This window comes from Novosphingobium sp. FSW06-99 (assembly GCF_001519065.1).
Lineage (GTDB): Bacteria > Pseudomonadota > Alphaproteobacteria > Sphingomonadales > Sphingomonadaceae > Novosphingobium.
Map to the genome: position 1 here is coordinate 495,378 of NZ_KQ954252.1, position 18,724 is coordinate 514,101.

The 18,724-nt window shown below is 62.5% G+C and carries 14 protein-coding genes and 1 tRNA gene; 4 read left to right on the top strand and 11 right to left on the bottom strand.

Going from position 1 to position 18,724, the window contains the following annotated elements; all coding sequences use genetic code 11:
• Window positions 1–94 precede the first annotated feature (94 nt).
• The 9 genes from AQZ49_RS04765 to AQZ49_RS04805 form a co-directional block, all read right to left on the bottom strand.
• The gene (locus AQZ49_RS04765; RefSeq protein WP_156428132.1) at window positions 95–2,611 is read right to left on the bottom strand and encodes a TonB-dependent receptor; all 2,517 of its coding nucleotides are present in this window, start codon (window positions 2,609–2,611) and stop codon (window positions 95–97) included.
• Window positions 2,612–3,208: 597 nt separating this feature from the next.
• Window positions 3,209–3,556 (bottom strand): hypothetical protein, encoded by a 348-nt coding sequence (locus AQZ49_RS04770; RefSeq protein ID WP_067613401.1) that lies wholly within the window; start codon window positions 3,554–3,556, stop codon window positions 3,209–3,211.
• Window positions 3,557–3,569: 13 nt separating this feature from the next.
• The gene (locus AQZ49_RS04775) at window positions 3,570–3,863 is read right to left on the bottom strand and encodes an Arm DNA-binding domain-containing protein (protein ID WP_082701511.1); all 294 of its coding nucleotides are present in this window, start codon (window positions 3,861–3,863) and stop codon (window positions 3,570–3,572) included.
• Between the two features lie 192 nt (window positions 3,864–4,055).
• Window positions 4,056–4,132: transfer RNA gene (locus AQZ49_RS04780), tRNA-Met, on the bottom strand.
• A 115-nt stretch (window positions 4,133–4,247) separates the two neighbouring features.
• On the bottom strand, window positions 4,248–6,794 hold the full coding sequence (locus AQZ49_RS04785; protein WP_067613405.1) for a TonB-dependent receptor: 2,547 nt from the start codon (window positions 6,792–6,794) through the stop codon (window positions 4,248–4,250).
• A gap of 324 nt (window positions 6,795–7,118) precedes the next feature.
• On the bottom strand, window positions 7,119–8,186 hold the full coding sequence (locus AQZ49_RS04790; RefSeq protein ID WP_067613407.1) for a polyamine ABC transporter substrate-binding protein: 1,068 nt from the start codon (window positions 8,184–8,186) through the stop codon (window positions 7,119–7,121).
• 51 nt (window positions 8,187–8,237) lie between these two features.
• The gene (locus AQZ49_RS04795; RefSeq protein ID WP_067613409.1) at window positions 8,238–9,581 is read right to left on the bottom strand and encodes a glutamine synthetase family protein; all 1,344 of its coding nucleotides are present in this window, start codon (window positions 9,579–9,581) and stop codon (window positions 8,238–8,240) included.
• A 24-nt stretch (window positions 9,582–9,605) separates the two neighbouring features.
• Window positions 9,606–10,934, bottom strand: coding sequence for an NAD(P)/FAD-dependent oxidoreductase (locus AQZ49_RS04800; protein WP_067613411.1), 1,329 nt, complete (start codon window positions 10,932–10,934; stop codon window positions 9,606–9,608).
• A gap of 33 nt (window positions 10,935–10,967) precedes the next feature.
• Complete coding sequence (locus AQZ49_RS04805) at window positions 10,968–11,720, bottom strand: gamma-glutamyl-gamma-aminobutyrate hydrolase family protein (RefSeq protein WP_067613413.1); 753 nt, start codon at window positions 11,718–11,720, stop codon at window positions 10,968–10,970.
• Between the two features lie 213 nt (window positions 11,721–11,933).
• On the opposite strand from AQZ49_RS04805, the gene AQZ49_RS04810 reads away from it, so the two are divergent.
• Complete coding sequence (locus tag AQZ49_RS04810) at window positions 11,934–12,407, top strand: (2Fe-2S)-binding protein (protein ID WP_067613415.1); 474 nt, start codon at window positions 11,934–11,936, stop codon at window positions 12,405–12,407.
• Window positions 12,404–14,527 (top strand): xanthine dehydrogenase family protein molybdopterin-binding subunit, encoded by a 2,124-nt coding sequence (locus tag AQZ49_RS04815; protein ID WP_067613416.1) that lies wholly within the window; start codon window positions 12,404–12,406, stop codon window positions 14,525–14,527. The genes AQZ49_RS04810 and AQZ49_RS04815 overlap by 4 nt, the downstream gene beginning before the upstream one ends.
• A gap of 237 nt (window positions 14,528–14,764) precedes the next feature.
• Here AQZ49_RS04815 and AQZ49_RS04820 read toward each other — a convergent pair whose 3' ends face one another.
• Window positions 14,765–15,061 carry a GIY-YIG nuclease family protein gene (locus AQZ49_RS04820; RefSeq protein WP_067613418.1) on the bottom strand — a complete coding sequence of 99 codons (297 nt, stop codon included), beginning with the start codon at window positions 15,059–15,061 and terminating at the stop codon, window positions 14,765–14,767.
• A gap of 59 nt (window positions 15,062–15,120) precedes the next feature.
• Entirely contained in the window at window positions 15,121–16,503 is a 1,383-nt protein-coding gene (locus tag AQZ49_RS04825; RefSeq protein ID WP_067613420.1) for an aminotransferase, read from the bottom strand.
• A 275-nt stretch (window positions 16,504–16,778) separates the two neighbouring features.
• Here AQZ49_RS04825 and AQZ49_RS04830 point away from each other — a divergent pair, with 275 nt between their 5' ends.
• Both AQZ49_RS04830 and AQZ49_RS04835 read left to right on the top strand, forming a co-directional pair.
• Window positions 16,779–17,486 (top strand): GntR family transcriptional regulator, encoded by a 708-nt coding sequence (locus tag AQZ49_RS04830; protein WP_067613422.1) that lies wholly within the window; start codon window positions 16,779–16,781, stop codon window positions 17,484–17,486.
• 69 nt (window positions 17,487–17,555) lie between these two features.
• Window positions 17,556–18,623, top strand: coding sequence for an ABC transporter substrate-binding protein (locus AQZ49_RS04835; RefSeq protein WP_156428133.1), 1,068 nt, complete (start codon window positions 17,556–17,558; stop codon window positions 18,621–18,623).
• Window positions 18,624–18,724: the final 101 nt, after the last annotated feature.

Genomic DNA, 18,724 nt, shown 5'->3' on the forward strand with positions numbered 1-18,724 from the left:
GGGTATCCTGCCCCGCCGACCGTTGAGGCCTGACGGGGCAGGGGACCGCACAGGGGGCGCCTGGATGGGGTAGCAGGGGGTCAGGCGCCCGCGGTCAGAACGTATAGCCCAGGCGCAGACCCACTTCGCGCGGGCGGTTGACGGTATATTCGTTGGTCAGGTTGTTCAGCTCGTTCATCTGGGTTGGCGGCACGAGCACCCACTGGCTGTTGATCAGGTTCTTGGCATAGAGCGTTGCGCGCCATGCGCCGTGGCGGATTTCTGCCGAAGCGTTGACCACCGCATAGTCGGTCGACCGCTGGACACTCGTGGTTCCCAGACTGCTGGCCAGCCCCATGGCGACCGTACTGCGATAATTGCCGTTGAGGATCAGCGTCATGCGATAGCCTTGCGCGATCGGCGCGGAATATTGCAGGTTGGCCCCGGCGCTGAATTTCGGGCTGCCCGGCAATTGCTGGCCCGACGTACCCGAGACGAGCCCCGGGACGATCACGCCCGAACCGTTGTTGGCGGGATATGAAAAATCGCTGGTCAGGCGCGCGTCGGCAAAGGCCGTGCTCAACGAATAGGTCAGCCCGCGCAGTGGCAAGGGGCCGCTAATTTCGGCCTCGAAGCCTTTGGAAGTTGCGCTGTTGGCGTTGTAGACCGCAAGGTTCCCCGATGGCAGACTTGATGCGATCTGCGGGTTTTTCCATTTGATGTAAAATCCGTCGATCGAATAGTTCACGCCGTTGCCGAAGTGGCCCTTGAACCCGCCTTCGAAGTTGTTGGTCTCGTCGGGCTTGTAGCTGGCCAGCAGCGGGCTTTCCTGGAAAATCCCCGTCAGCGGCACCGAATTGGCGCCGCCCCGGCGAAACCCTTGCGACCACAGCGCATAGACGAATTGCGATGGCGCATATTCATAGGAAAGGTCCGCCTTGCCCACGAACTTGCCCGCGGTCGAACGGTGCGGAGAGGCGGGAATGTCGGTACCGAACGTATAGTCTTCGTAGGACTGGGCGTCGGTGAACCATTGCGAAAAGTGGCGCACGCCGCCGGTCGCCTGCACGTGCGGTGCGATGTGCCAGGTCAGTTCGCCATAGACCGAAAAGTCGGTGAAGCGCTGGGTATCGATCTGCTGGAAATTGATGTCCTGCGGATTGGCAATGACCTGGCACGCCGGGGCCGTCGCGCCGGTATAGGCCTGGCTGGTGCAGCCTTGCGCGGCGGACCGTTCGGGCGAACCGGGAACAGCAATCGTCCAGGCGCCGGTGCGCGTCTGGTTTTCATAGAAGGCACCGATCGAGAAATCGAATGGCTTGTCGGGGCCGCCTTTCGACACCAGCCGCACTTCCTGGGTAAAGGTATGCGCGTGGTCATCGAATTCCTGGTCGTAGATGAACCGCGGATTGGTCGGCACGCCGGCGTAATAGGCAAGATAGCCGCCGTTGGCGATCCCGGCGAGCGCATACGTGTCGTCTTCCAGCGTCTCGCCGGTGGTGGTCTGGATCGAACTGGTCGACGACAGCGTGGCAAAGCCCGCGTCATAGCTGAGGTCGAGGCTGGCAAGGTTGGTGTTGCGCGAAAACGGCTCGTCGATGCGCGTATAGTCGCTGTATTTGCCACCCGCAGGCAGCGTTTCGTTGGCATCGAAGGGCGATGCACCGCCTGCGAAATCGGTGTTCACATTCGGCCCGCCGTCGCCTTTGACATAAGCGTGGAGGAACGCGAACTCGGCCTTGAACGTATCGATCGGCTGCCACAGCAGCGCGGCGCGCGTGGTCAGCGAATCCTGATAGTTCCAGTCCTTCTTGTTGTAATAGACGCCGGGGCTGTTCACCGGATCGGACGGATCGGCCAGCACCGGGCTGGCGGTGACGCCGGTGCCATTGGTCTTGAGCAGGCCATAGGCGGTGACGAAACCCGGATCGCGCGCATATTTGCCCGTGACGCGCAGCGCCAGCGTCTTGCCCAGCGGAATGTTGAGCACGCCCGACACCGTGTAGCTGGGGTCGTCGGCGTGCGAGACCGCGCCAACGCTCGCCTCGATGCTGCCGGTCAGGGCTCCCAGTTGCGGTGCATTGGGCAAGATCCGCAGCGCGCCGCCAAGCGATCCAGCGCCATAGAGCGTTCCCTGCGGCCCGCGCAGCACTTCGACCTGCTTGATGTCGTCGAGCTGGATATAGCCCTCGACCGGCGAATTGCCGATATAGACGCCGACCGGGCTCTGTTCGAAATTGCGGAACCCGCGCGTCGGTTCGCCGGTTGCGTTGATGCCGCGAATGATCGGCACAGTCGCACCGGCCAGCCGGGCACCGGCATCGTACATGCTGAGCCCGGGCAGGCTTTGCGTCAACGAGGCGAGATCGGTCACGCCGGCGCCTGCCAGCTTGCTCGCGTCGACTACCGAGATCGAATAGGGGACGCTTTCCAGGCGCTGTTCGCGCCGGCTTGCCGTGACGACGATCTCATGGGTTTCGGACGGGGGCGCGGCCGCCTCGGTGGCGGGGGCCGTCTGCGCGCTGGCCGCGGCCGGAGCCATGGCGGCGCTCGCCAGGATTGCCGCGGCGAGCAGCGATCCGATCGAGAGCGGCGTGGTTGAGCAAAGTCCGGCGTGGATCGACTTGTTCATACGTTCCCCGTTGCTTGATTGCGATTTTCGCGGATGACCGGCCAAAAGCCGCGACATGTGTTCCGCTTCGCAATGCCCCTGAATATTATTGTTACGCAAAATCAGACAATTCGTTCGGTTTCACACCCCGGCAAAGCGCAGCCGCCGATCAGACCGGTGCACGCCACAACGGCGTGCCAATCCAACCTGTCGGACGAGTGCCGGAACTGCCGGCGAGGTGTCTCCGAGGGGCAAGCGTATGGATCATGTACATCAATGTCAAGAATGACGACGATAAAGTACGGAACAAGGGTTTTTTGAAAAAATAGCCGAAATAAAATATTGATATATAACACTAAAAATAGACTATGGTTCGATCGCGTGCCTATCTATGGCAGCGATGCAGGCGCTTCGAGGTGCAATCTTTTTAAAATCGGCCGGACGTACGGACCGGCCTGCCGGTTATGGATCGCCAGTCCGGATGGCGGTACAGCAAGGTCCGTTGCGCAAGCGAAAGTCGATATTGCCACATTCGCGTGGCCCCACGATGGTTCGGCACTGATCTATGGCACATGTGAAAGCGTTAGCGTCGCGCGAGCCGCGATCGCTCACGAGGGGCTATCGGGTTATCTCTATGATTGGCGGACGCGGCCGTACAACGGCACCGCACCTGACGTCTCCGAGCCGCTGCCCTATCGTGCCGCAGCTTCCCCACAGCACCAGCAAAGCGCCAAGCACCAGCGCATTGCCGCCGATCGCACGGTCGAAAATCACCGCGAAATAGGTATAAAGCGCAAAGTTTCCGGTCTGCACCAACAGGGTCGTGAGAAGCGTCAGGCCGATCCGATGGTCCCGGAAAGGCGCAAGACGCTGCCGCAGCGTGACCGCGGGCGGGATTGGAATGTTCCTGAGAAGGAGCAGGATCCCCAGCGCAGCGACCAGCCCGATGGCGGAGACGAAGACCATCGTCCAGCGCCAGTCACCGAAGCCACCGATGACCGTCCCGATGGGCTAACCCACCGCCGTCGCGAAGGTCAATGCCATCGGCAAGTGCGAGCTTGGCTTGCGACCGCTTTTCGCGAGCCGCGGCAATGCTGATGTCCGGGTACGCGCCGAACGACAACAGGCGCTCTTTGCCCTGGTGGTGGTACTTCATGCGCCAAAGCTTTTTGCCGGTTGGCTGGACGAGCAGATACATTCCGCCGCCGTCGAACAGCTTGTAGGCCCGCTCAGCGGGTTTGGCGTTTTTGATCTCGAGATCCTTGAGCGGCATGGGGTATTGCCTCGTGGGGGTATCGCCCTTTTGGGGTGCCCCCGGAAAATACCCCCAAAATACCCCAATGCCAAATCTGGCTGCACGCGGAACGGACCGGAGGCACATGGACCCGAATCGGGCCGATTTCTTTGAAAATCATGGGCTTGGTGGATTTATGCGGACCCATGCGGACGTCGCTGGATGGGGTCCTGGTAGCGGAGGAGGGACTCGAACCCCCGACACGCGGATTATGATTCCGCTGCTCTAACCGGCTGAGCTACTCCGCCCCGAAGGGTTGCTGGTACGGCCACCGCTAGGGCGGGCGTTGGGCAGGCCGCGCTCATAAGCGGGTGGGGCGGCGGGGTCAACCGGGTTTTTGGCGGTTGACCCCAGCCGCCTGGGTCAGAACTTGTTCGAGAATTTCAGGCCGAGGAAGCGGGGCTTGATCGGCAATGCGCGGGTCGAGGCAGAGCAGACCTCGATTGCGCAGAACGTGTTGCGAGACAACTGGCCGCGCTCGTCGAACAGGTTTTCGATGAAAAATTCGACGTTCCATTTGTCATGGCTGACACCGGCCGAAAAGTCGAAACTGGTGAACGGGGGGGCGTCGCCGAGCAACGCGTCCTTGACCGGGTCGAGGTTCGACGTGGACGAGGATTGGTGATCCGCTGCAATCTGGGCAAAGGAACCAAGCTCGCCCAGTTGGGTTTCATAGCGCAACTGCATCTGGCCCTTCAGCTTGGGCTGGCGCGGCAACTGCGTACCCTTGGGCGCCGCCACATCGGCCGGATTGGTGTTGCAGTCGGTAGTCAGGGTCGTCGAACGGAAACCCGGTTCCAGCGCGCAGAAGTTGGTCGACAATTTGCCGTCGTTATAAGCGCCTGAACCGGACAGCGAGAACTTGCCGATTTTCCAGTCAAAATCACCTTCGATACCATAGATATGCGCGTTGCCGGCGTTCACGATCATGTTGTTGCCGTTGAACCCTTGGGGCACGAAAATATATTGCACCCCGGTCCAGTTTTCGAAATAGCCCGCCATGTTCAACCGGAACACATGGTTCCAGGTGGTTTTAAAGCCCACTTCGTAGTTGGCCAGCCGATCGGCCTTGAACGGTTGCGTAGGGGCAATGGTATTGCTGCCACCCGGTCGGAACCCGGTCGAATATGTTGCATAGAGCATCTTGTCGGGCCTGACTTGATAACTCAGACTGGCCTTGTGGGTTTCACCGGCCTGGTTGTAGCGTGGTACCGGCAACAGTTCAGTGGTGCCTGCCGGTGTATAGAACGAGACGTTGTTGCACGCCTGCAGGCGTGGCGCGGTAAATGGCGTGGCACATCCGGAACCGATTTCCTGCGCAGCGGCCAAAGCGGTACCGTCGAACCCGACAGACTGGTTGATGGCGCGGAACAGGCGGATCCCGCCGGTCAGTTTCAATTCCGGTGTGATCGGATAGGTGCCTTCGGAAAACAGGGCATAGTCCTTGTAGGTCCGATCCACCTCGGTCAGATAGAAGGCATCGCCCCTTAACAGCTCGCTGACGGTATTGCCTGCCGTCGCGCCACCTGCGCTGGTGCCATAGGCGTCCACCGCGCTGCTGAGGCCCGGGATCGCATATTGCTCGTTGATGTTCTTTTTCTGGAACTGATAAAAACCACCTACAGTCAACGAGAATGGCCAGGATTTTGGCACCGACAAGCGCACTTCCTGGGTGAACTTATTGTAGGTGTTATTGCCCAAGTATACCTGGGTAGGATTGAGCGTATTGCCATTTTTGTCATGGAACCACTGATATTGGGCGTATTGTGGTTTATTGTAGGCGACAGAGTAATAAGTATAATCGTTTGAATTCTTGATCCGGCGATGCATATAACCCGTCGACGACACCAGGTCGAAATCGCCAACTTTACCATTGATCGTCAGTGCCGCCTGATACCAACCGTCCCTGTCTTCGGACTGGTTGAAATCGTGCACGGTCAGGTCACCAAAGCGGGGGTCGAAATTGAACGAACCCTTGGCGTCGAGATACTGATAGATCAATTGGGGCGTGACCGTCCAGTCGCCGAATTCCGCCAGGGCGGCAATGCGGCCGCCATATTCGTCGACCGGATTGGCGTTGCGCTTGGCAATGTTGTTGACCGAATTGCCGGGCAGCGAATTGCTGTTGCTGATTGTATAAGTGCCGATCGCAGCCTGCGTGTTGCGATCATATTCGGTATATGTGTACGTCGCCGGGGCATTGTCGATATAGCCGCCGGTATGGTCATAATAGGCCATCATGCGGACTGCGACGTTCTTGGCCACGGGGATGTTGATGAAACCTTCATCAACCGTGCCAAAATTGTTGCCTGCCCTGGAGAATTTGTTCAATTCGACGTCATAACCGCCTTCCAGCACACCCAGTTTGGGCTTGTTGGTGATCAGGCGCAGCGTGCCCGACAGCGACGATGATCCGAACAACGTGCCTTGCGGGCCCGACAGCGCCTCGACCCGTTGCATATCATAGACATGCACTTCGGGCATGCGGCCCGCCGTGGTCATCGGGATTTCGTCGAGATAGACCCCTGCGGTCGAAAGCGCCGAGCTGTCACCCGTGCCGGTGTCATAGGCGACGCCGCGGAAAAACAGATCGGAACGGCCGGGCCCGAGCGAGGCAAAGCTGACCGAAGGCAGCAGCGCGACATAGTCGTTGAAATTGACCACCTGGCGTTGTTCCAGCTTTTCGGTGGTCAGCGCCTGCAGGCTGATCGGAACTTTCTGCACGCTTTCCGAACGGCGGGTCGCGGTCACCACGATTTCGCCCAGCCCGGTGCCCTTGGTGTCGGTGCTGGCAGCCTGGTCGGCGGGCGCGGCGGTTTGCGCAAAGGCGATCGCAGGCATCAGTACGGTCATGCCGGTGGCTGCACCCAACAGCCATTTGCGAGTCGATTTGCAGGTGTCATGACGCATCAGCGGTCCCCCCTCAGGTCCATTGCAATGGGATCCCTTGCTGGGCGGCGGCAACGTATTGGTAATTTCGTTGCTTGCCGGCAGGGATCACAGATCGATCCACGCGAATTCACTCCGCTTACCCGCAATTGTCAAATACCTTCTCCGTCCGCGCACATCGCGGCGCCTTGTGTGTTGAAAAAGCAACGCGGCACTTGGGGTAATCGTGCGCGGCAGGGCGCCCGCGAAAGTGCGGCGGGCTGTCGGACAGACCGCCGCCGGCGGTGTTCGCGCAGCAATCGGGGCGCATCGACTGTGATCTGTGGTGAATATCCGCGGTGGGGATCAGCCCGCGCGCACCCGCGTCATCGCGGTTTCATAGGCGGACTGGATCGCCTGACCCTGATAGTGCGAATATTCACACTTTGCCAGTGCCGCCGCCGGGGGAAAGATCACCGGATTGTCGCGATATTCCGCCGGCATCAGCGCCAGCGCTGCGCGATTGGGAGTGGGATAGCGGATCGTTTCGAAAATATCGCGGCTGTTGTGCGCATCGAGCACGAAATTGATGAATTCCAGCGCGAGTGCGGGATTGGGCGCGCCCTTGGGGATGCACAAGCTGTCACTGGCCAGAATGCCGCCTTCACGCGGCACCACGAAATCGAGATCCTTGTCCTCGCGCATCACTTGCGCGATGTCGCCATTGTATTCGATCACCAGATCGATATCGCCCGCCAGCAGCAGATCCTGCCCGTTGTCATCGTGAAACACCGCGACGTTGGGCTTTTGCTTCAGCAACATCGCCTGAACCCGCTCGATCGTGGCGGGATCGGCGGTGTTGGCGGGCAGGCCAAGGTATTTGGCGCCGATCTCGAACAGTTCGCTCGCTTCGGCCAGCAGGCCGATGCGGCCCTTGTACCGATCGGAATCGAGCACCCATTTCCAACTGTCGGGCACGCCGTCGACTTTTGACTTGCGATAGCCGATGCCGGTGACAATCCAGGTATAGGGCACCGAAACCTTGCGCCCCGGATCGAACGGCGGATTGAGAAAGCGCGGGTCGATATTGGCCAGATTGGGGATTTTGGCATGGTCGAGTTCAACCAGCGCGCCGGTCTGGTGCAGCCGTTCGACAAAATCGTTTGACGGGACAATGATGTCATAGCCGGGATTGCCGTCGCGCAGTTTGGCAAACAGTTCGTCGTTGTTGGCAAACAGGCTGATGTTGACTTTGCTGCCGCTGGCCTTTTCGAAATCGGCCAGCGTGTGTTTGCCGATATAGGTGTCCCAGGTATAGAGATTGAGCACCCCATGCTGCGGATGACGCGCACAGGCGCCCAGCGCGCCGGTAAAGCTCAGCCCGATCCCGGCCAGGCCGATGTCACCGAGGAAATTGCGCCGCGATCGCTGCATCGAATGGGGTCCGCCTGTTGCAAACTGGGTTGGGCGCAGCAAAGCGCAAAATCACGCTTTCAGCAACAAGTGGTCGCGTTCCCACGAACTGATCACTTCGTCATAGGCCGACAGCTCGTTCATCTTGATCTCGTAGAACGCGCGGATGAAGCCTTCGCCCAGCAGCTCGGTCACCGGGTCGCAGGCGATCATCTGTTTGAGCGCGCCATCGAGGTTGCGCGGCAAAGTGCGCTCTTCGAGATAGGCGTTGTGCGTCATCAGCGGCATCGGGTCGATCCGATCGCGCAGGCCCAGAAAACCGGCGGCCAGACTGGCGGCGATGGCGATATAGGGATTGGCGTCGGCGCCGGGCAGGCGGTTTTCGATGCGGGTGTTCTGCGGCGCCGAGGTCGGGATGCGCAGGCCGCAACTGCGGTTGTCATGCCCCCATTGCACGTTGATCGGCGCGCTGTGGGCCGGGCGCATGCGCCGGAACGAATTGACGTTGGGGGCAAACAGCGGCGCGATTTCGGGCAGATAGCGCTGCAATCCGCCAACGAAATGGCGGAATTCCTGGGTGATCCCGGTCTCGGTGCCGAACAGGTTGCGCCCCGTGGCGTCTTCGGCGGAAATGTGCAGGTGCATCGCGCTGCCCGGCTGGGTTTCCATCGGTTTGGCCATGAACGTGGCATAGACGCCGTGCTTCAGCGCGACCTGGCGCACGATGCGTTTGAAGATGGTAACCTGGTCGCACAGCGCCACCGGCTCGCCATGGTTGAAATTGATCTCCAACTGCGCCGTGCCGCTTTCGTGGATCATGGTGTCGAGTTGCAACGAGGCGATTTCCGAATTGTCGTAGATTTCCTCGATGATGTCTTCGAATTCGGTCACCGATTCCAGGCCATAGGGCTGCGGCGAGCTTTCCGCCCGGCCCGAACGCCCGCGCGGCGGCACGATCGGCAGATCGGGGTCCGAATTGATTTCGGTGAGGTAGAATTCAAGCTCGGGCGCGACCACGATGGTCCAGCCGATTTCGGCAAATTTGTCGAGCACGCGTTGCAGCACATAGCGCGGGGCAATCTCGAACGGCGAACCGTCGCGGTGCAGCGCATCGGCCACGACAAACGCAGTGGGGGTGCGAAACCCCGGCGCGACGCAGATCGAGCGGATATCGGGGCGCAACGACACATCGGGGTCGCGAAACAGAAAATCGTCGGCATCGGTATCGGCATAGTTGCCGGTGATGGTCACCGAAAACACGCTCGACGGCAGGCGCAGGCTCATCGATCCGACCGACGAGATGAACTTGTCGGCGGGGAATACCTTGCCGCGCACCACCCCGTTGATGTCGGGCACCAGGCATTCGACTTCACTGATCCCTCTGCTGCGGATCCAGTCGGCAAAATCTTCGGTCATCTGTGCGGCTCTTTTCCGTGATTATCAAAATCGGTCGCGCAACGCCATGAAGCGCATGGCCAGGGCCTGGGTCGGCCATCGCATCCATCGCCCCCCGGGAAAGCGCGGGGCGGGCAGGCGTTGCACCAGGTCATAGCCCATATTCGCCTCGCCCGCCATGGCGCGCCCGACTGCATCGCCCAGCCACGGCGCCAGCACCACGCCGACCCCGGAAAAGCCGTTGGCGGCATAGAGGCCGGGGCGCGGTTCGATCACAAACGGCAGCCGGTTGGGCGATATTGCCAACGTGCCGCCCCAGGCATGGTCGATCGGCACATCGGCCAGTTGTGGAAACACGCGCAGCATATGCGGGCGTACAAACGCGCCGATGTCGCGCGGCATGCGATAGCCATAGCTTTCGCCCCCGCCGAACAGCAGGCGATGGTCGGGCGTCACGCGGAAATAATAGACCACGAAGCGACCATCCGAAACCGCCGCGCCGTTGCGGATCAGTTCGTGCGCCAGGTCCGCGCCGAGCGGGGCGGTGGTGGCGATATAGTTGTTGATCGGCAGGACATGGGCATCGGTTTCGCCGACCAGCGCACGGGCATAGGCGCCCGTGGCATCAAGCACTTTGCCCGCGCGGATCACGCCATGCGGGGTGACCACGCGCCAGCCATCGGTATCCGGGGCCAGCGCCGTGCAGGGGGTGTTGGCGTGGAGCCGTGCGCCGGCATGTTGCGCGGCGCGCGCCATCGCCAGCGCCAGTTTCAGCGGGTGCAGATGCCCGCCCAGGTGGTCGAAACTGCCGCCGTGATAGGCCTCGCTGGCCAGCACCGCGCGCAAGGCCTCGTTGTTCAGCGGGATCAGGCTGTCATAGCCCCATTCGTCGCGCATCATCGCGACATGGGCATGGGTATGGGCGACCATGCCGGGGCGATGATCGGCATGGATCAGGCCGGGGCGATAGTCGCAGGCATCCTCGTCCAGCGCGATCAGCGTGTCGAGATGCGCGCGTGCGGCGAGCGCGGCCTGCCACAGCGCCGCCGCCGTGGTCCGGCCGAGCCGCGCCTCCAGCCAGGGCAGATCCTGTTGCCAGCCGACATGCACTTGCCCGCCGTTGCGGCCCGATGCGCCCCACCCGATCGGGCCTGCCTCGACCAGATGCACGCGGTGCCCGCCGCGGGCCAGCGCCAGCGCGGCGCCCAGGCCGGTGAACCCGCCGCCGATGATACAGTAATCGGTGATCGCATCGCCAGCCAGCGCCGGGGCATCGATCGGTTCAGCGATCGTCGCGGCATAGAATGAGCCTGGAAAAGCGCGGATATCCTCGCCGCTTGGACCTGCCCGCTCGAATGATCGAGAGCCTAACATTGCTGACAGGTCTATCGGACCTGCCCGATGCGGTCAATCGATGGCGTGGGCGGGGCCGGGTGGTTCGGCCCCCATTGCCTCGCCCAGCGCGGTGAAGAACCAGCGCGATTGCGGATTGCGATCGGCATCCCATTCGGGGTGCCATTGCACGCCGAGCACGCGTGCGCGGCCGACTTGCGCCGAAAACGCCTCGACCAGTCCGTCGGGCGCGTGCGCCTCGGCCACCAGATCCTTGCCCAGGATCTGCACCGCCTGGAAATGCACCGAATTGACCGTGACCGGGGCAGGACCCAGCGCATTGGCCACCACGCCGCCGCGCACCGGGGTGATCGGGTGGGTGTGGTCGAACATCGCTTCGACCGGCACCCCGGCGGGCGCATGGTGCACGGCCTGTGCGGCGGGCGGCAGATGTTGCAGCGTGCCGCCGAACACCACGTTCAATTCCTGAAACCCCCGGCAGATGCCGAACACCGGTTTGCCCGCATCGAGCATCGCGCCGGTGAGGGTCAGTGCGGTGGAATCGCGATCGGGATCAAACGGGCCCTGCTGCCCCTTGCCGCCATAGCGCCAGCTTTCCAGGTTCGACGTGCTGCCGGTCAGCAGCAGGCCATCGATGCGCGCGGCCAGGTTGCGCTGATCGGCCAGCAGGCCCAGTGCGGGGATCAGCACCACATCGACCCCCGACCATTGCGCGGGTGCGCGCAGATAGCGATCGATCACGCGGTGGATCACTTCGTCTTCGAAATGGCGGGTGCAGGCGATGATCCCGAGCAGGGGGCGGCTCATGGCAAATGGCTCTCGATGGGCATGCTGTGATCTTAGGCGTTGGGGTATTACCCCGTGCTGCCGATGGTGCAACCATCTTGATGAACAGGCGCTTGGCAGAACCGGACTTTTGTGGGCTATCTTTTGTGGCCCGCTGTGCGCAAGGGCGCTTGACAGAGCCGGTCCCCTGCGGCCTTGCTGGTGGTGACAATTTCGACCCAGCGGAGAGCATTCATGGCCGTCACCCTGACCATCAACGGGCAAAGGCGCGATTTTGACGCCTCGCCCGAAATGCCGTTGTTGTGGTTCCTGCGCGATGTCGCGGGCCTGACCGGCACCAAGTTCGGTTGTGCCGCCGGGCTGTGCGGCGCGTGCAGCGTGCTGATGGACGGGGTGCGCGTGTTCGGTTGCCAGACGCCGGTGGGCGATGCGGTGGGCAAATCGATCACCACTATCGAGGGGCTGACGCAGCAACCGCTGGGCAAGGCGCTGGTCGAGGCATGGAACGAAGTTGATGTGGTGCAGTGCGGCTATTGCCAGCCGGGCCAGATCGTCGCCGCCGCCTCGCTGATCGCGACCAATCCAAAGCCCGACGATGCCGCGATCGATGCGGGGATGAGCGGCAATATCTGCCGCTGCGGAACATATCCGCGCATTCGTGCGGCGATCCACCGCGCGGCGCAGATCCATGCGGGAGAACCGGCATGACCGGCACCACCCGCCGCGATGTGCTGATCGGCAGCGGCCTGTTCAGCGCGGCACTGATGGTGCCGGTGGCATTCGGATCAAGCCGCAGCCGCGCGGCGGGCGCGCCGTCGCTGGCCGGCAACACCTGGCTGGGGGTCGATGCGCAAGGCCGCGTCACGCTGGCGCTGCCCAAGACCGAAATGGGGCAGGGCATCCTGACCACGATCACCATGATCGCCGCCGAAGAGCTGGCGGTGCGCCCGGTCGATGTCGTGGTGTCGATTCCCGACGGCGATTCGGTGCGGTTCGCGCCGATCGATCAGGGCACCGGCGGATCGACCTCGGTGCGCGAGGTTTGGCAACCCCTGCGCGAGGCGGGGGCCAGGGCGCGCATTGCGCTGGTCAACGCAGGCGCGCGGCAATGGGGCGTGCCCGCTGCCGAATGTGATGCGCATGACGGGGCGGTGGTGCACCGGCCCAGCGGCAAAGTGCTGGCCTATGCGGCGCTGGTCGCTGCGGCGGCCGCCGCGCCCTTGCCCACCGAGGCACCGGTGCGTCCGGCATCGGCCTATGCGGTGATCGGCAAGTCGCACCGGCGGCTCGATGGCGATGCCAAGGCGCGCGGCGTGGCCGAATATGGCATCGACGTGGTCGTGCCCGGCATGAAATATGCCGCGATCAGCGTATCGCCGATCTTTGGCGGCAAACTGGCCGGGGTCGATGAAGCCGCCGCGCGCGCGGTGCAGGGCGTGACCGGGGTGATCCGGGGCGCCGATGTGGTCTATGTGGTCGGCGACAACACCTGGGCGGTGCGCCAGGGGATTACCGCGGCCAAGGCGCAATGGACCGCCGATGCGGCGAGCACGGGCACCCAGCAGGCCGGGGTGATTGCCGCCGTCGCCGCCGCATTGGACAAGCCGGGCTTCGTCGCGGCGACATCGGGCGATCTGGAGGCGGCGCGGGTGGGCGCGGCGCATCGTTTCAGCGCGACTTATACCCAGCCGTTCCTGGCCCACGCCACGATGGAACCCGCCAATTGCGTGGCGCATGTGCACGACGGGCAATGCGAAATCTGGACCGGGTCGCAGATTCCCGGTGACGCGCGCAAGGCCGCGGCCAAGCGGCTGGGCCTGCCGCTCGACAAAGTCACGCTGCACAACCGGCTGATGGGCGGCGGGTTCGGCCGGCGGCTGGAGGCGGACATGGTCGAACGCTGTGTCGATCTGGCCAAACAGGTGCCGTTTCCGGTCAAGCTGATCTGGTCGCGCGAAGAAGATATGAGCCATGACTGGTATCGGCCAGCCTATGCCGATCATATCGACATCGCGATCGGCGCCGACGGCAAGATCGCCGCTTGGGAGCACAAGATTGCCGGGTCGTCGATCATGGCGCGGCTGCTGGGTCCGGCGTTCAAGGGCGTGGATGACGATGCGGTCGAAGGCGCGATCACCCCGATCTATCCGGCCAGGGCGCGCAAAGTGACGTTTCAGCAACAGGAAAGCCTGGTGCCGACCAGTTGGTGGCGCGGCGTAGGCCCCTTGCGCAGCGCGTTCGTGATGGAAAGCGCGATCGACGAAGTGGCGCACCAGGTGGGTGCCGATCCGATCGCGTTTCGCCTGGCGCATATTGAAGACCCGCGCGCGCGCGCCGTGCTCGAACAGGCGCGCGACAAGGCCGGCTGGGGCACAGCGGTCGCACCCGGCGTCGGGCGCGGCGTTGCGGTGATCCACTTGTGGGATACTTATATGGCGGCAGTCGCCGAAGTGACCGTGGACAAGGATCACCAGATCGCGGTCAAAACCGTCACCGTGGTGGTCGACTGCGGGCAGGCGGTCAATCCGTCGGGCGTCGCCGCGCAGATCGACAGCGGGATCATCTTTGGCACCGCAGGCGCGCTCTATGGCGAAGTGACGATCGCCAATGGCCGCGTCGAACAGTCGAATTTCCACGACTATCGCGTGCTGCGCATGAACGAGGCACCGGTGATCCACACCACCCTGATCGACAACCACGAAAAGCCCGGCGGCATGGGCGAACCCCCCAATGCGGTGATCTTCCCGGCCCTGGCCAACGCGGTGTTCGCCGCCACGGGCAAGCGCCTGCGCAACCTGCCGTTGCAAAAGGGGCTTGAGGCGGGGTGAAAGAGACCGCGTTCGTGTGTGGACAGGGATGGCGCGAGGGGCGAACCTCGCGCGCGTCCTTCGACAGGCTCAGGACGAGCGGGGGTTTGCCAGAATAAATGTCAGCCTCGTCGAGACTCGCCACTTTGTTTGTAAATACGGCTTAAGGTGGATTGAGAGAGCGAAAATATTCCTGGCAATAAGTTCGCTCATCCTGAGCCTGTCGAAGGATGCGCGCGACGCCAGATGTTGTCGCTATTATTTCTGGCGATTGCGAGCTAGTTGCTGAAGACTTGCCCAATCGCCCATGATGAGTGCCTGTTTTTTTGCCCGGCTCCAGCCTTTTATCCTGCGTTCGGCTGCAAACGCTTCGTCCCGGGTTGGGAAAGCTTCTGACCAGACGAGTTCAACCGGCAAGCGCGCGGCTGTGTAGCCTGCCAAGGCCCCGGTCTGGTGTTGGGCCAGCCGCGCTTCGAGGCTGTCGGTGTGTCCGGCGTAATAAGACCCGTCGTTGCAACGCAGGAGGTAAGCGCAAAAGACCTCGGATTCTACCATCAACGCGCATCCGTCGCGGGATGAACGGGGAAATACGAACCGCTCGCGCACAAGGCCGGTTACAACGCCGCCAACGCCTCCGCCGAGGCATCCAGCGCGGCGGTGATCGTATCGACGATCTGGTCGATTTCGGCGTGGGTGATTACCAGCGGGGGGCTCATCACGATCGAATCGCGGATGGCGCGTACCATCAGCCCGCGCGCGATGCAGGCGTCGCGCACGATCGGGCCGGCTAGGCCGCCGCTGCCGTGGCGGCGGTTGGTGCCCTTTTCCGCGACGATTTCGACCGCGCCGATCAGGCCGAGCGAGCGTGCTTCGCCGACCAGCGGATGGGGGGCGAGCCGTTCGGCCAGTGCGCGCGCCAGATAGGGCCCGGTGTCGGTGCGGGTGCGTTCGATCAGGGCTTCGTCTTCCAGGATCTGGATGTTGCGCAGTGCGACGGCGGCGCAGACCGGGTGGCCCGAATATGTATAGCCATGGACGAATTCCTCGCCCGAGGCGCGCAAGGTGCCGACAATCGCGCGCGACACGCCGGTGGCCGAAATCGGCAGATAGCCAGACGACAGGCCCTTGGCCATCGACACGATATCGGGGCGGATGCCGAAATGCTGAAACCCGAACCATTCGCCCAGGCGGCCAAAGCCGCAGATCACTTCATCGCTGACCAGCAGGATGCCATATTTGCGGCAGATCGCCTCGACCGCCTGCCAATATCCGGGGGGCGGGATGATCACGCCGCCCGCGCCCTGCACCGGTTCGCCAATGAACGCGGCAACGTTTTCGGGGCCGATCGCCAGGATGCGGTCCTCGATCGCCTGCGCCGCGCGCGCGCCGAAGGCCACCGGGTCTTCGCCAAAGCCGTCGCCGAACGGGTAGGGTTGCATCACATGCTCGATGCCCGGGATCGGCAAGCCGCCCTGAACATGCATGTATTCCATCCCGCCCAGGCTCGCCGCCGCGACGGTCGATCCGTGATAGGCGTTGTGGCGGCTGATGAACACCGTGCGCTTGGGCTCACCCTTTAGCGCCCAGTATGTGCGCACCAGGCGGAACACGGTGTCGTTGGATTCAGAACCACTGTTGTTGAAGAACACGTGCGCCAGATCACCGCCCAGCAGCGTGGCGATCCTGGCCGCCAGTTCGATCGGCGGGACGGTCGCGGTGCGGAAAAACGTGTTGTAGAACGGCAGCTCTTCCATCTGCCGCGCGGCGACTTCGACCAGTTCGGGGCGGCCATAGCCGACATTGACGCACCACAGCCCGGCCATGCCATCGAGGATGGCGTGCCCTTCGCCGTCGACAATCGTCGATCCTTTGGCATGGGTGATGATCCGGCTGCCGCCCAGTTCGACTTGCAGCGCATAGCTCGATTGCGCGGGCAGGTGATGGGCCACATCGAGCTGACGCAGCGCGGGAATGTCGTAGTTGCGGACGGTGACCATCGTTGTCTTTCGTCTGGGAATCCTGGTGCCGTCCTTGCCGAATTCCGGCCAGGCCGAAAGCCGCAATCGAGCACTAAGATCACAGATACGGGCTCGACTTGGTCGCGTCAATGCAGGGACGGGCATTTGCCAGCACCCTTGTTGCGTCAAAAAGGGTAACAAGGGCTCTTGGCAAGCGCCATCGCCTCGCGTGACATTGCATCCGGACCGGGTTGTCGTCACAGTGGTCCGCACCGATGCGGCGGCCGGGCATTGCATGGAGGGTGATCGAACGGATGAAAGCAGGTGTCAGCGCAGATCCCCATGGCGACGAGGATGGCGACGCGGCAGAAATCGGCGATGCCCCGGCGTCCTTGCGCGAAAAGGTCTATGAAGACTTGCGCTATCGCCTGATTACCGGGCGGATCGCGCCGGGGGTGGGCATTTCGACACGCGGGCTGGCACAGGAAATCGGGGTCAGCCAGATGCCGGTGCGCGACGCGCTGAGCCGGATTGCCGCCGAGGGCGCGGTCGAGATCCGGTCAAAGCGCGCGGTGATGGTGCCGCGCATGACTTCGGCCCGGTTTGAAGAGATCATGCGTTTGCGCAAGCTGCTCGAACCGATGGTGGCGACCGCGGCGCTGCCCCACATCACGGCTGACCTGCTGCGCCAGATCCATGCCGCCGACGAAGCGACCGATGCGGCGCTCGACGGGGGCGATGTGCGCGCCTACATGGAATCCAACCACCGGTTTCATTCGCTGATCTATGGCGCGGCGCCGTTGCCGCTGGCATTGCGCATGATCGAAAGCCTGTGGATGCAGTTCGGCCCCTTCATGCGCGTGGTCTATGGCCGTTACGGCACGGCAAACATGGTCGACCAACACAGGGTGGCAATTGCCGCAATTGCGTCGGGTGATGCCCCGGCGCTGGCTGCGGCGATCGCTGCCGATATCGGGGATTGTGCCGACCTGATGCAGGATTGGGAGCGGTTGAACACGTAATTGCCTGGCGCCTCCGGCAAACGGGCGGGCGTCGGTGTGATCACATGGTCAACGAAAAAGAGGATAAGGATGCACAATCTGCAATCGCGGCGGGGTATTCTCGCAGGGCTGGGTGCCGCCGCCGTGGGCCTGAGTTTTTCAACGCTGTCTGGGTGCCACCGCCCGCACAAGCAGCAGATCAATTTCTACAACTGGGACACCTACGTCGGCAAGCACACGCTGACCGGCTTTGAGACGGCCAGCGGCACGCATGTCAACATGAGCCTGTTTTCCAGCAATGACGAGCTGTTTGCCAAACTGCGCGGGGGCAATCCCGGCTATGACGTGATCGTGCCCAGCCATGATTTTCTGGCGCGGATGAGCAAGGCCGACATGCTGATGCCGCTCGACCATGCCAGAATCCCCAACATGGCCAATATCGCGCCGCAGTTCCAGCATCCGACTTATGATCCTGATCGCAAGTACGGCATGCCCTATACCTGGCTGGTGCTGGGCATCGGCTATCGCAAATCGAAAGTCGACGGCGTCCCCGACAGTTGGAAATGGCTGTTCGATTCCGATCGGTACAAGGGCCGCATCGGGCTGTTGTCCGACGCGCCCGATCTGTGCCGGCTGGTCGAAATCTATCAGGGCAGGAACCCCAACGTGTTCGACCGGGCCGCGCTCGACGCGGCCCAGCAATTGCTGATCCGGCAGAAACACAATGTCGCGGTGTTTCATGACGACAACGGGCAGGATTTGTTGCTGGCGGGCGATATCGACATCGTGATCGAATACAACGGCGACATCGCGCAAGTAATGCGCGAGGACAAGGATCTGGCCTTTGTGCTGCCGCGCGAAGGCAGTCTGATCCAGTCGGACCAGTTGGCCATCCCCAAGGGCGCACCCAACCCCGACGCCGCGCATGCCTTCATCAACTATCTGCTCAGTGCCGAGGCGGGGGCCGATATTTCGCGCACGATCGCCTATCCCACGCCCAATGCCGCCGCGCTGAAACTGATGGATGCGGCATATCGCAACAACCCGGCGATCTTTCCACCCGAGGCGGCGCTGGCCAAATGCGTCTATGCGCAATATCTGGGCGAAGCGCCCTATCGCGCGTTTCAGGATGTGATCACGCGCGTACGCGCCGCCTAAAGCACAATGCGTTTAATCTGAGACGCATCATGCTTTAGGAGTCTTTGTTTTCGCATCGTTTATTGCAAAAAACCGGTACCCACTTTTTTGCACGATGCTCT